Raw genomic sequence first — 14,394 nt, 5'->3', positions numbered from 1 at the left:
ATTCTAGGTAAGAATGAACAGTTAGATATAAGTTATTTTTAATTTTAGACTGGTTACCATTTGGGAAGAATTTTTTCTAACCATTTAGGTAAATACCAATTTAACGGTTTAACTAACGCCATAGTTGCTGGCACTAAAAGAGTACGAATTAAAAAAGCATCAACAAAAATAGCTGCAGCAATTCCTAATCCAAATTGTTTAACCATTAATACATCAGCTACCATAAACGAGCCACAAAGAAAAATTACAATTAGTGCTGCGCTTGTTATAATCTTACTGCTCTTTTCTATACCAAAAATAATACTGTTCTCATTGTCTTTAGTTTGTTCATAGTACTCTTTAATACGCGTGAGTAAAAAGACTTCATAATCCATAGAAAAGCCAAAGAGAGCACAGAAAATAATAACTAACAAACTAATATCTAAACTACCTTGTGGATCAAAGTTAAGCCATTTTTGTAAGTGTCCTTCCTGAAAAATGAAAACTAATACACCGTAGCTAGCACATAGACTGACAATGTTCATTAAAATAGCTTTAAGGGGTAGAAATAAGGAACGTAATAAGATAAGTAGAACGAGATAGGTTAAACCTATAATCCATAATACAGTATATGGAAAAAGGCTATATATTTTATTTAAGACATCTTCATTTTTAACAGGACCACCAGTTAGCTGAAAATCCCATCCACTAGGAGGCTTAAGTGCGCGTAATTGTGAAATCAGTGTTTTAGTTTCTTTTGAATTGGCGTCATATTTACTAATGATATTAATAACAGTTGCATACTTCGTTGTTGTCGTTGCTAATAAGCTTTTGATTGACTCAGTATCTAAAGTACTTTTTGTATTATACAAAGTTTGATACTGTGATTTTGTGAGGCTACTACTGGTATTTACAATACTATTGATATGATCAATTAGTGGGTTTTTTTTAAGTGTTTTGACTAAATCATATAATTTAGCAATATTAGCTTTAAAAAGAATAGGATCCTTTTGACTGGTAACAATTAATAAAATAGGTGTTAAATCTTGTTCATTAAACTTATCAACATAAGTATTAAAAAACGCGCGGCCTTGGGAATGCTGGGGTAAAATACGAAAATTAGAAATTCCAAATTTAGCATTTAAAAAGGGATAGCCTAAGAGTAATAGGAGACTTAAGGTTAATAAAAAAAAGCTTAAAGGTCTTTTAACCACTTTCCTTGCTAGCCATCGCCAAGCAAGGGAAGCTTTTTCTTTTTGCGAAAGGCGTATGGATAAATAATTTATTCCGTTTCTCAGAATAGCGAGAATAGCTGGCAGCAAAATAACTGACACACAAACAGCAACAAATACGGCTGTAAGACCACCCACACCAACTGAAAATAAAATATTGATAGGAAAAAAAAGCAAAGCACTAAGGCTAATAAAGACAGCTAAGCCACTAAAAAAAACAGCTTTACCGGCAGTAGCAATAGTGGTAGCAGTAACACGCCTTATTGCTTTATTTTTTCTTAATTCGTCTCGAAAGCGACTGATAATAAAAAGGCAATAATCAAGACATAAGCATAAGCCTAATAAGAGAGCGATATTAATAGTAAAGATAGATAAAGTGTAGGTTTGGCCAATAAAATACAGCAAAGAAAGAATAATAAGCGCGCAGCCCCCACCTAATACAATGGGAATTAAGGCCGCTATTAAAGTACCAAACACCAAAATTAGAGTAATTACTGAAACCGGTGCAGCAACCAAATCTGCTTTATAAAGATCTTTTTGAGTTTGCTTGTGTATGACTTCTTCAAAAATTGCTTCACCCCCAAGCTGCATGGTCATATTTGGCGGCGTCTTTATGCTGTTTTCTAAATCCTTGATTAAATTTTTATCGATCACTTGATCATGATCAAAGAAGATAACGGCATAGGCTGTATGTTTATCTTTAGATATTTGCTTTTTATTAGCATCGGGATAAATAATCTCATAATTAATAGGTAAGTCTTTTAAGCCCGATAACGATTTTTTTATTGCATTTTTAAAGCGGCTGTCCGTTGCCAACCATTTTTCACTAGTATAAAGGACTAATATCTGGTTAGAGCTTAAGCCAAGTTTATTATTTAAATAATTTTCTGCTTTAGCACTATTAGAGGTAGCATCAATAAAACCCGTTGATTGAAAGGGTTTCATAATGTTTGGTAAATAAGGCAGGCAAAGGATAATTAAAATTATCGATAGCCATACAATATGTACTCGAAGTTTATAAATTAATTTTCCGAAACGAAAGAAAAGCGAATCCTGCATAAGTAGTCTCGCTTATTTTTTATATTATTATTTAAAGTATAGAGCAACATTGCTAAGCCCAACTTAGAGTATAGTTGATTAAATCCAATTAATATCTAAAAAAGGGAAGGTTTTTTAGCCTTCTAAATGAATTAAATAAACTTTTTAATACTAATTAGCATTTTATAATGGTATTTGTAGCTAAGGTTGCATTAATCTGTAATAGTGAATTGGTTATCAATAACTTTGACTCGGGAAATAGATAGAAATAACCATTTATAGCAGTTAGCTTAAAGGAGAGATTTAAATCCATAAAGAAAATAGCCTTACTAATCTAACGGAGGATTAACAAGCAAAAGTTATTTTAATGTTGTTGCATTTCTTATCAGAGAGCTCTAAAAGTTATAAAATTCTTAACTATTAATTAATACAACTTCCAATAAGGAAATGATAATGAAATATGCAGTGACCTTTTGTGTACTCGATCGAGAAGCTGGTAGTAATCCTTTCTGGCATAGTTGCCTTTTATTATCCCAATGGGAGAATAAGGGTAAAATAGAAGTAGTCGAGCAGTGGGGGTTTTATGGTTTACCTACAACTACGCCTAATTCATTATTAAAGAAGGTAAAATTAAGTTTAGGTTTGGATGTAGATTTAAATGGTAATCATGGCATGTTACGTCATGAAGAAGTACGTTTTTTAGACTTAGGATGTGGTTTACACGGAGCTACCTTTGAGTTAACAGAAGAAAAATTTAAGCTATTACAGCAGCGCTGTAAGGTTGCTGCTGATGAGCAAGAACAAGCAATCAATGAGGTAATGAGTCAACAGGGGCTGGCTGCTAAGGCAAAAAAAGACACAAGAATTTACCCTTATGAACATTGGTCTGCACAAATATACCAATTTGAAAAGGCTAAAGCGCAAGAGCAGCATCGTGAATCAAGGCTTAAACCTTTTGAATTAAATTTATCTTTAACCTTATGGGGGCCTAGTTTAAAAGGCTCTTATACTTGTAAAACGCAAACTTTGTCACTGTTAAAAGGTATCTTGACTGAGCAACAGTTGAGTCGCTTAACAGAAAATGATAAACATCCAACTATTCCTCGGTATAGTGGTCCTTTAGAGAAAATATTTCTACATAGCACAGGCACCTTAAGACAGCACACTAAAAGGTCGGGAAAAAAAGTACATTATCGTGCTTTAGAAGATAAGGATGTAAAACTCTATTGGACCCTACCCCCTCAAGAAATGGAAGCCCTTACTGAAGAAACCAATAAATCCTTACAAATTTCTAAAGATTACGCAGATGATGCTAAATTAGTTATCAAACGGTTACAACGCTTAGAATGGTTATTTAGAAATGCTACTTTACCCAAGGAATATCAACCTTATCGCGATCAATTAATTGAGCAAATATGTGATTATTATGAGAATTTTGCTCGAGTAAATACTATTAAATCGCTACCTATAAAAGAAGAAAGCTGGTTTAACTATTTTTCTTTTCTAGGTACGCTACCGAGAGATAAGGGCGAGCGAAAGCTTTTAAAGCAGATTCATAAAGCAAAAATGCTCTTTAACTCTCTTTATATGGCAGTGGTTGATCAGTGGCAAATTGATCTTAAGTGCCCTAATGAGCGTTATGAAAGGGTAACTACAAAGAAATTTAATAAAGAGGAAGTAGATAATGTTAATTTTTTTGACAAAAAGAACATAGCTAATATTGCTCATATGCAGCCTTTAATGAATCAAGTTATAACTAAGTCTGATTATATTAATCCTTTAGAAGCCGTAGCAGCTTATTTAAGCCTAGAAGATCAAAAAGCGCTTTGTTCCATTTTAGGTAGGTCTTATATACCAACTGATAAGATAATTAATGAATCTACACAAGAAGTCACCCTTATGACGTCTAATATAGTACCTACTAATAAAAATGATGAAATTAATCAAGGGAATACGCTTGTAATAAATTAATAATTTACTGTTATTTTTAATAATACAACTAATCTAATAAAACAGAAGCTAAATTGTGTATTTTCAAGCAAAAATGGTTTCTGTTTCCTTAAAAATAACTTATCTTTAATTGAAAATTTAATGTATCTAGTTCTAAAAATATTTAATTTAAAATAATTATAAAAAAACAATAAAATTAATTTATATGCAAATTTGATATTTCTTATACATTTTCTTAAACTAAGATTAGACTACTCACTAAATTATCCTTATGCACATTACTTTAAGTCATACTAAAGAAGAAAAGCTAAAATTATCTGTAGAATCTCAATATATGATATCTAATCCAGGATGGGTAGTTAATTGGGTAAATAATGCTATTTTGGCTTCTTCTGATCAAGTTCAGATCAATGGAGAAAAGATTGATATCTATGGAGAGAAAATTAAACATTTTCTAGAGGATTTAGTTAAACTGGGAAAGGATAGTCAAATATTAACTGAATCAACTTCACCTTCTGATAATACTTCCATAGCTATTTCAAAGATAGAACAAGCTGAGCACATATACTCAATTATCAAAGATTTGTCACTCGAAAACAGGTTTGATAAAGGGCAGTTTAATAGCTTAAGTAATGTATCAAGTTTGGATACTTCAAAAAATTCTAAAGCTAGAGATTTATTTATTATTGCATTTAAATGCTTTTATTATTCTAGTTGTAGCTTTTTCGGACAGACTTTCTCAGAGCATGATTTGGATTTTAGTAAAGTTGCTAAGGAAGCGAGGGACAAAGAAGGTCCTTATAGAGATACATTTATTCGTTTGAAATGGATGGATACCAAAGGATTGCTTACCCCGTATGCGCCTCATGAAGTTAAAGAAATCTTAGAGTCTGATAGTATACCTGCTCCTCCCCCATTGCCCCCTACAACTCCACAAGCTGGGTAATTACTCTAGTTGGATTTAAGTGATTTATTCAAAAGCTTAAATTTAATTAATTTTGAAAGCTTTTATTTTTATAAGTCCTCCATTATTCAGAGAGCAAAAATATGAGCTAAAATTAATTGCTATGGAGTTAAATCAGTCGTTTTGTCATTAGATTTTTCCATATTCTGAAATAAGCAAAAAGGAAATTTTTAAACTGTAATAGTAAATAGGTACTTTTAGGACAAACGGAAGGAAATAACAATGAAAAAGCTACTTATACCATCTAGTCTATTGTTAATAGGAACATCTGCCATCGTGCAAGCGCATGGCTCCATGGAGCTGCCAATTTCTCGTTCTTATCAGTGTTATAAAGAAGGTCCAGAAAATCCTAAATCAGAAGCTTGTAAGGCCGCTATAGCCGTTGGAGGCAAACAAGCTATCTATAATTGGAATGAAGTTAACCAGGGAGCAGCTAACGATAGGCACCAAGCTATTATTCCTGATGGCACACTATGTGCTGGAGGACGCGATCTATTTCAGGGCTTAAACTTAGCTAGAGAAGATTGGCCAACAACTTTAATGAATGTTGAACCAAATAGGCCATTCCAGTTTATTTATAATGCGACTGCGCCGCACCGTACTAAATATTTTAAATTTTACTTAACTAAGGATAATTATACGCCTGCACAGCCTCTAAGATGGAGCGATTTAGATGAGGCTTTTTGTACAATTACCAGTGTTACTTTAGAGAATGGACGTTATAAAATGAACTGCCCAATCCCGGCTAATAAAACAGGTAAACATATCTTGTATGTAATATGGCAACGAGCCGATAGCCCAGAAGCATTTTATTCTTGTAGTGATGTTTTCATTAAGCAAGCAACATCTAATGTTAGCTGGAATGAATTAGACACCCTATATAATACTGCCGACGTTGTACCAGGTACCACGGCCTATTTAAGATTATTTAAGAACGGCTCAGAAGTAGAGAGTCATAGTATTGTTACGAATCAAAGTAATTCTAGCGCAACGCAATGGCCCTATGCCCTTGCCCAGAAGGTAAATAGTCAATCAAGCCTCTTACAAATTGGGCAACTGGATCCAGCTTCAGGTAATATAATTTTGACACCTGGTAGTGCTTATAAAGTCTATATTAAGGATAACAATGTAAGTAACTATCGCATGGCAGTTGATCTGAAAAACCCTGGCGAAGTAGTAGACTATATTTACCCAGATGGTATAGCCAATTACAAAGCCGGCACAATTGTTATGGGCCGTAATGATCATAAGAGATATCAGTGTAAACCTTGGCCATACTCTAATTGGTGTTCACAATCACCTGCCTATTATGAGCCTGGTGTTGGTTTAGCTTGGACACAAGCTTGGAATCTTTTAGATTAACAAAACCTTTTGTTTGATTAGTATAAGCCATTTGTAAATGGCTTATACTACAAATGATAAATAATAGAGTTAATATAGAAATAATTGTCATTCGTTATTTCTTATTTACTGACTGTTTTAAATGAATTCGCAATATCCCTTGTTAAGTGATTTAAGTTAGTATTCATGCTTTTAACAAGGGCTTCAATTGTAACAGGTTCGTTAATTAATTTAAGCCGATAAAATACATCATACTTTTTAACCAGTGATTCATTAGAAAAAATAATATACTCGGCTCGTAAAATACTATCGCCTTTGCAATCAATTTCAAATTGAAAAATATCAATCTGAATATGGTAGTTAGGCTTAAACTTAGTATCCCAAGGGTATCTTGCAATAACTGCGCCTGGCAATAAGGTAGTTAAATTAGCCTCGATAACGCGCCCAATATTTTTATCTAAGGACTCAACCCAGCGATGATACTCCTTTAATTGGACCTTGTAAGGGGTGTAGTTAATCATTAATTGTGGTTTTTGAGTGTATTCGGGCACCTGAATTTCATCTATGCCAATTTGCATGTCATTATGAAGCACTTTGCTTTGCTCAGGCGTAATCGGATTTAATAGATAAAATTCTGATTCTTTTGAACGACTGCAAGAAAGCAATAATAACATGAATAAAATAAGGCTAATTGTTCTAAAGATCACGATTTACCTCGTAAGAGTGATTCGGGGTGGCGTGATAGGTAGTCACTCAAGTTTTCGACGGAATTAGCGGCGTCTGCTATTTCTTTTACAGAGCGATTAAAATAGGTAATAGCTGGTGGTAAATAATCATCAAGGTTAAGTGTTAAGCGATTAAAGTTATTTATCGCAGACGGAAGCCGGTTATCAAGATTGCGGGTTAATTGATTAAAACTATTAATGGCCGACGGCAACCGATTATCAAGATTACGCGATAATCGCGTGAAACTATTAGCCATTCGTCGCGTAGAAGTTATAGTATCTTTAAAAGCCGGGGAGCGAACAAACTTCGTAATTTCTTCAATCATTATTTGTGCTGATTTTAAGGTTTCGGTAATTGTAGTGGGTTTTTCCTTGGTATTTCTTGTGGGAAAAATAGGATAGCCACGGAAATAGCTAGGCTGATAATTACTAAGTTTGACATCGCTTTTAACTAGCTCAATTTCAGCGACCCCCGTTAAAAAATTAGGGCTAGAAATGTTCGCAACAAAGCCATTCCTAATTAATAATTCAACAGGGTTTTGAGCAAAATCTAGGTTTTTCTCTACAAAAAATTCGACATAAACAGGAATTTCAACTTTATTTTTAATTTTATTCTCTGTAATTTCAATAAGCGAGACTTCACCAACTTTCACACCTCGATAAGTTACGGGAGTCGTTGCGCTTAATCCTTTTAATGAGCCTTTAAAAAACATAACAAACGTTTGTACTTTTGCTTGCGTATGTTGTTGATAAAAAAATAAACCTCCAACAAACATCAAGGCAAGGCCACCAACTACAAATATACCTACTAAAGTATAAAAAGGTTCATGACGCATTAATTTATCCTTAAACTATTTTAGCGATCATTTAAATCCGTAGAACTTTTAACAGAGCGCCTATTACAATAATCCATAGGGCACCACGTGTTAAAATACGAGATACGGCAGTGCGTAAAGGAATATGTATAATCGCAGCTAAATAATAATAATAACCAGCTGTTAAACTTATAATTGTAGCAAATAGAAGTGTCTTAATTGTTCCAATTATTAAACTGGTAATTTTTACTGCATGACTAATATGAAGCATATACTCATATAATGTCATATTAAAGTAATAATTAAATATATAAGAAAGACCAATTAAAGAAGCAGTAAGCGTATAAGCATACAAAAGTACAGCACACATATTCGTACCTATAAAAATAGGTAAGATATAGGTAAGAATTACTTCATGTGGCGTATGGCGTAACTTTGTAATTCTAACCCGGTTAATAATCAAATTAAGTGAGGATTGTACACATAATACTAATCCTATTAAAAGAGGTAATAGATCCCTGGTTAACATGGTTTGGGCAATGGGGAGCGCTTTCTCATGCAAATTAAAATTTTGTAAAGTGAAATAAAGGTTAAGACATAAGGTGCCTGCTGATAAAATGCTAATAAAGATAAGTGGAATAACAATCGCTGTCCCAGAATTATAAAGAATCTTTAATACATTTAACCAGACAATATGTGTAGGGCCAAAAATTGCTCTTAGAGCACTATGGCCTACATGACCGAGAAACGCGAAAAAAAGATTAAAGGAGAGGAGGACTCGACTGGTATTCCTTCCTATCGCGTAGAAAAAAGTCATTTACCATCCTTGTATAATGTTGATATATAATTTTTATCTCTAGACTTCTTTGGAAACTCTACTTTAATGGCCAATTTGCTGGCTGCGGCAGTGCTCAAATCCTCATGTACTTTATGTACCCTCCGGTTCTGTGTGCTGGCGCAACCTGCAACTTAGCTCCTTGCAGCGAGTTTCCGAAGAAGTCTACTAAGAGAATAACAGAGGTTAATAATGAGGTTAATTACTTTTATCCCTTAACACATAAAATTTGTCTTAAAGTAAATAATATTTCTACTAAATCTTCTTGTGATTTCATTACGGCATCAATGTTTTTATAGGCAGCAGGACTTTCATCAAGTATATTTTTATCTTTGCGACACTCAACGGCTTTTGTAGCTATCTTATGTTCAGCTAAGCTAATCAATTTTTTTGCTTGATGGCGTGACATAACGCGACCAGCACCATGGCTACAACTATTAAAACTCTCTGGATTGCCTAACCCTCTAACAATAAAAGACTTTGCACCCATACTTCCAGGAATAATACCTAATTCGTCTTTTTTAGCCGATACGGCACCTTTCCGGGTAATATATACACGCTGACCGTAATGGTTTTCTTCTGCAACATAATTATGATGACAATTAACTACATACAACTCACTATTAATAGGTATACCTAAAAAATTACTTACTGTTTGAACAAGAATTTGCAGCATAATATCTCTATTGCATCTGGCATAATTCTGCGCCCAGCTGACAGCATGAAAATAATCATCAAAATGCTTTGTTCCTTTAGTAAAATAAGCTAAATTTCTATCAGGTAATTGACCTAGTTGCTCTTGCATATCACGTTTAGCTAATTCAATAAAGTAAGTGCCAATTATATTACCTATTCCTCTAGAGCCACTATGTAACATCAACCAAAGTTGTTGTTGTTCATCTAAACACAGTTCTATGAAGTGATTCCCACCGCCTAGCGTACCAAGTTGACTAACTGGATTAGAACGGTGCTTAGATTGCTTGCCCATACCTATGGAGGGGTGCTTCTCTCTTAAAAAAAGATACTCTTTATTAAGTTTACTTTTCCAGATTTGAATAGCCAGTTGCGGTAGTGTTTGCTCTGTCCATTTATCAAAGCCAACTGGAATAGCTTTTTCAATTGCTAAACGTAGCTTATATAAATCATCAGGTAAATCCTTAGCAAATAAATTAGTTCGCATCGCTATCATACCGCAACCAATATCTACACCTACAGCAGCTGGGATAACTGCTTTTTTAGTAGGTATAACGGAGCCTACTGTAGCACCAATGCCTAAGTGTACATCCGGCATTATCGCGATATGTTTATAAATAATAGGTAGAGAGGCTAAATTTATAATTTGCTCTTTAGCGTTCTCATCAAACATAACATGCTTTGTCCAGGCTTTTATTTTCCTGTTGATTTGTAAGTATTGAGTCATAAGATAGACAAAGATTAAAACCAGATAGATTAAATAATAGCAAAAATTTAAACAAATTTTTTATCTTTCTTTAAAAAAGGGAATTAAACAATAGGCAACTTTGATTCTATAGACTAGCTTCCTGTAATAGGGAATGCACTATCACGAGGATTTCTAAAATCAGGAAAGGAAGCATGAAGATGCGCAATTTTCCAAGTCTGGTCTTCCTCATCAATACAAATGGTGACTCTTAAGTGCTCTAGTATATAAGTTTGCCCATCAATCCATAATTTCGCACTACAGTTAGCACTAGCCCAAAAAGAATGAGCAGGTGCTGGATTAAAATTAATAATTGTAATTTCACTATCTTCAGATTGACTCCACGCACGTAACAATTGCTCTTCAATTTCTTTCAGTCCGTAGCGGTATTCATCAATACCTGTACCCCATAAGGTAGCATTTTCCGTAAATAAACTCAGTATGTGGGGTAAATCTCGATGTTTGTAACTATCACAAAAATTTTTAAATAGTTTTTCGCTGGTAGAAAGTTTGTTCGGAGTATATTTTTGCGTGTCCATTATTTTCTCTGGTTAATAAGTATCTATTCATCCTAGGAATAGAAAAATTTTATGATGCTACTTTGATTTATGCCCATCAATACCTTGTTGGCTTTCTCCATGCTGAAATTGCCTTTTTTTATTTTGGCCATGCTGTTGACCGCGCGTATTTTTATCTTGTTGATCTTCTTTATATTTATCTTGCTGGGGTTTGCTTTTATTGTCCATGATTGTTCCTAGATGAATTAGAGTTATTTAAGAGTTTACTACCTCAATGAGTGACTTTATTTTCGACCTAAATTCATTTTTCTTTAGCTTTAATAGACAAGTTAAATTTATTTTTAGTGAGAATTTTCGATATCTTTTTGCCTGCAAATAATGCTGGCATATAACTCTCCTTAGCAAAAGTCCTTACATAAGCACAGTTTCGCCCGTTTTTTTAGGCTACGTTCTAGAAATTAAATATAATTTTATTATCTTAAGCTTACCTATAAGACCTGTCAAATTCAGTTTAGGTAAAAGTCTAATGCAAACAAATCCATTAAAGAAAATTACTTTTTAAATAATAAAGATCAGTGCTCGGTATTATTTACTAAACGGTTTGTATAGGTAATTGCTAAGGCTGAAATAACAAGCGTTAAGTGAATAACCACCTGCCACATGACAGCATAATTACTTTGTTTTGTGGGATCAATAAAGGTTCTTAACAAATGAATTGATGAAATACCAATTAAAGCTACTGCAAGTTTAACTTTCATGGCACCTGCATCTAAATGATCGAGCCATTCAGGTAAATCAGGATGAGATTGTAAACTAAGCTCGGAAATAAATGTATCATAACCGCCCATAATAACCATGATAAGTAAGTTGGCTATCATTACAACATCAATTAAGTCTAATACACCAAGCATAATATGTGTATCATCAAGAGATTGAATGTGAATCAATAAATGAAATAACTCAACAATAAATCGATAAGCATAAGCCCCTAAAATTAAGATAAGGCCAAAATATAAGGGCGCTTGCAGCCAACGACTAAGGAAAATAAGATGGCTAAGACTATTTTTGATAACATTCATTTAAGATTAAACCTTGGTATAAATAAGGGTATATTAAGGGAGTTAATTTGTTGAATCAAACAAAAATAATGACAGATTGTAATAAATTTATCATGCTAATCATAAATTTTCAGGATGAAGAGAGGTAAACTTTATTTATGAACCTGCCATAGCGAATCAACAAAATAATTTTTCGAATCAAAAAAATTTTTGACGATTGCAAAGTTACTTTGCTTGGCAAACTCATTAATTTGTGGTAGTAAATATTTGTAAGAAAATTCTAAATGAATAGGTTCGAATTCAGAAAAATGAATAGATTTATCAAGCGCTTTGATAAAAACATTTTGCTTTTGAGAACTAATAAGATAGCTTTCCATTGCGCCTGAATATACATTATAAGGGGCATAATGATAAAATAATGTTGGATCAAAATTAGCACCCAACTCCTGATTTAAACGATGTAATAAATTAAAATTAAATGCGCGGGTAATTCCATCCTTATCATTATAAGCACGTAATAAAATGTCAATATCTTTTCGTAAGTCAAATCCAATTAAGAGATAATCATCATTCTTTAAATAAGACCAAATTTCTTGCAGAAAAGTTTGCGTATGGCCGTAATTAAAATTACCAATACTTGAGCCTAAAAATAATAATAAATTTTTTCGATTGGATTGCATTTTTAACCATTGTAAACCTTTAAGATAATCAGAATTTAAGGCGCCTAGCTTTAGGTCAGGAAACTCTTGACTATATTGGTTAATAATCTGAACTAAGTACTTATTAGAAATATCAATTGCATAATAGGTAAAGTCTAAAGAATTTTGTAAAAACTGTTCGATAAGTATACGACCTTTAATACCTTCACCAGGGCCAAGCTCTATAAGATTAAAGCTTTGTTGGTTGAGCAAGTCAGCAATTTCAGCTTTGTGATTTTGTAAGATTTCTAATTCGCAATTTGTTAAGTAATAATCTGGGTGGCGAGTTATTTTATTAAATAATTCACTTCCTTGCTCATCATAAAAATATTTTGATGAAATAAATTTTTTTTCACTTGTTAAGCCATTTAATATATCCGTTAAAATAGTTTTATTCCTTTCAACTAAATCAGGTTGATCCAGTGTGGTTATATTTAAATTAACAGTCATTAAAACTCCTTTTTTAATTATCCTTCACTAGTCGAATACCGCTAAATACCCATCTTTTTTCTGGTTGGTAAAAATTACGATAAGTTGCTCGAATATGTTGTTGCGGAGACGCACAGCAGCCTCCGCGAAGAACATATTGATTATTCATAAACTTACCATTATATTCACCAACTAAGCCAGAAAAAGGTTTATATCGAGGATATGCTGAGTAAGGACTAGATGTCCATTCCCAGAGATCACCAAAAAACTGTTTTGCCGACATGTCTTTTGATTGTTGATAGGCAGGCTGTGGATGATAAAAACCTTGCTCTAGGAAATTACCATTTAATGATAATTGATTTTGAGTTACAAAGTATTCCCATTCTGCCTCAGTGGGTAGGCGGCAAGAGCGCCATCTAGCATAAGCATCTGCTTCAAAATAACTTACATGGGAAACAGGTTCCCAATAATTTATAAGCTTTAACCCTGTTAGTGTAAATTCATACCAACAATTATCTATATCCAGCCAATATAAAGGTTTGGTAATTGCATTATTTTGTATCCAGTCCCAGCCATCTGCCAACCATAAAGTGGGGTCTGCATAGCCACCTGCTAGCATAAATTCTAGGTATTCTGAATTCGTAACAAGTCTGTTAGCAATGGAGAAATTTGTAATAAAATTTTGGTGGCAGGGAAGTTCATTATCAAAGCAAAAGTTTATGCCTTGATAACCCATTATAAAATTACCCTCTATTATATTGATAAACTCTAACGGCATCCGTGTTGTATTTAATTTAGACGATGTGTCTGGTGTAAAATAAGTAGGTAAATCAGGATTGAGAGAAAAATTATATTTAATATCCATAAGCAATAATTCTTGATGTTGTTGCTCATGCTCTATACCTAAACGAATTAAAGGATAAAGTTTAGTTAACTTATTAAATGATGATTTATTAATTAACTCCAAAATTTGCTTATCAACATGGTCTCGATAACTATAGATGTCGGCTACTGATGGCCTAGATAATAAGCCACGGTTTGCGCGAGGGAAAGGCTGATTAATCCCTAAATAGTAAGAATTAAATAAATAATCATAAGACCGTTTAAAAGGCCGATAATGTTTCGATTTTAGTAAAATAAAGGTTTCAAAAAACCAGGTGGTATGTGCTAGATGCCACTTAGGGGGGCTAACATCTGGCATTCCTTGAATAATATAATCTTCAGTAATTAATACTTGGCATAATTTTTCAGTTTGTTCGCGAACAGACCGAAAAGAAGTCATCAACTCTTGTTTAAAAATTTTTTCATTCTTATAAGTCGCCTGACTTGCTTGCACAATCTATTCCTCCAGATCTAGTCATTCTTTAAATAAGA

General features: G+C 33.3%; 13 protein-coding genes. 3 read left to right on the top strand and 10 right to left on the bottom strand.

Annotation, left to right across the window (positions count from 1 at the left end; genetic code table 11):
* Positions 1-53 precede the first annotated feature (53 nt).
* A complete protein-coding gene (locus tag E1P04_RS00645; protein WP_131781005.1) occupies positions 54-2,270 on the bottom strand; it encodes an MMPL family transporter in 2,217 nt (738 codons plus the stop codon).
* A 432-nt stretch (positions 2,271-2,702) separates the two neighbouring features.
* On the opposite strand from E1P04_RS00645, the gene E1P04_RS00640 reads away from it, so the two are divergent.
* From E1P04_RS00640 to E1P04_RS00630, 3 genes are all read left to right on the top strand, one after another.
* On the top strand, positions 2,703-4,220 hold the full coding sequence (locus tag E1P04_RS00640; protein ID WP_131781004.1) for a hypothetical protein: 1,518 nt from the start codon (positions 2,703-2,705) through the stop codon (positions 4,218-4,220).
* Between the two features lie 250 nt (positions 4,221-4,470).
* On the top strand, positions 4,471-5,145 hold the full coding sequence (locus tag E1P04_RS00635; RefSeq protein WP_131781003.1) for a hypothetical protein: 675 nt from the start codon (positions 4,471-4,473) through the stop codon (positions 5,143-5,145).
* Between the two features lie 240 nt (positions 5,146-5,385).
* Positions 5,386-6,525: a lytic polysaccharide monooxygenase auxiliary activity family 9 protein gene (locus E1P04_RS00630; RefSeq protein ID WP_131781002.1), complete on the top strand. Its 1,140-nt coding sequence runs from the start codon at positions 5,386-5,388 to the stop codon at positions 6,523-6,525.
* A gap of 101 nt (positions 6,526-6,626) precedes the next feature.
* Here E1P04_RS00630 and E1P04_RS00625 read toward each other — a convergent pair whose 3' ends face one another.
* From E1P04_RS00625 to egtB, 9 genes are all read right to left on the bottom strand, one after another.
* Positions 6,627-7,211, bottom strand: a complete 585-nt coding sequence (locus tag E1P04_RS00625; RefSeq protein WP_242604357.1) for a PqiC family protein — start codon at positions 7,209-7,211, stop codon at positions 6,627-6,629.
* The gene (locus E1P04_RS00620; RefSeq protein ID WP_131781001.1) at positions 7,208-8,065 is read right to left on the bottom strand and encodes an MlaD family protein; all 858 of its coding nucleotides are present in this window, start codon (positions 8,063-8,065) and stop codon (positions 7,208-7,210) included. The genes E1P04_RS00625 and E1P04_RS00620 overlap by 4 nt, the downstream gene beginning before the upstream one ends.
* 31 nt (positions 8,066-8,096) lie before the next feature.
* A complete protein-coding gene (locus E1P04_RS00615; protein WP_131781000.1) occupies positions 8,097-8,861 on the bottom strand; it encodes an ABC transporter permease in 765 nt (254 codons plus the stop codon).
* A gap of 226 nt (positions 8,862-9,087) precedes the next feature.
* Positions 9,088-10,299, bottom strand: a complete 1,212-nt coding sequence (locus E1P04_RS00610) for an RtcB family protein (RefSeq protein WP_131780999.1) — start codon at positions 10,297-10,299, stop codon at positions 9,088-9,090.
* Positions 10,300-10,412: 113 nt separating this feature from the next.
* Entirely contained in the window at positions 10,413-10,856 is a 444-nt protein-coding gene (locus E1P04_RS00605; protein WP_131780998.1) for a nuclear transport factor 2 family protein, read from the bottom strand.
* Positions 10,857-10,913: 57 nt separating this feature from the next.
* Positions 10,914-11,063, bottom strand: a complete 150-nt coding sequence (locus E1P04_RS17535) for a hypothetical protein (RefSeq protein WP_165482641.1) — start codon at positions 11,061-11,063, stop codon at positions 10,914-10,916.
* A 344-nt stretch (positions 11,064-11,407) separates the two neighbouring features.
* Complete coding sequence (locus E1P04_RS00600; protein ID WP_131780997.1) at positions 11,408-11,914, bottom strand: TIGR00645 family protein; 507 nt, start codon at positions 11,912-11,914, stop codon at positions 11,408-11,410.
* A gap of 131 nt (positions 11,915-12,045) precedes the next feature.
* The gene (gene egtD / locus E1P04_RS00595) at positions 12,046-13,041 is read right to left on the bottom strand and encodes an L-histidine N(alpha)-methyltransferase (protein ID WP_131780996.1); all 996 of its coding nucleotides are present in this window, start codon (positions 13,039-13,041) and stop codon (positions 12,046-12,048) included.
* A 13-nt stretch (positions 13,042-13,054) separates the two neighbouring features.
* Complete coding sequence (gene egtB, locus E1P04_RS00590; RefSeq protein ID WP_207385966.1) at positions 13,055-14,356, bottom strand: ergothioneine biosynthesis protein EgtB; 1,302 nt, start codon at positions 14,354-14,356, stop codon at positions 13,055-13,057.
* Between the last annotated feature and the right edge of the window lie 38 nt (positions 14,357-14,394).

The organism is Legionella gresilensis (assembly GCF_900639865.1).
GTDB lineage: Bacteria > Pseudomonadota > Gammaproteobacteria > Legionellales > Legionellaceae > Legionella_C > Legionella_C gresilensis.
The sequence above is the reverse complement of the archived record's forward strand: the minus strand, read 5'-3'. Positions and strand labels throughout refer to the sequence as shown.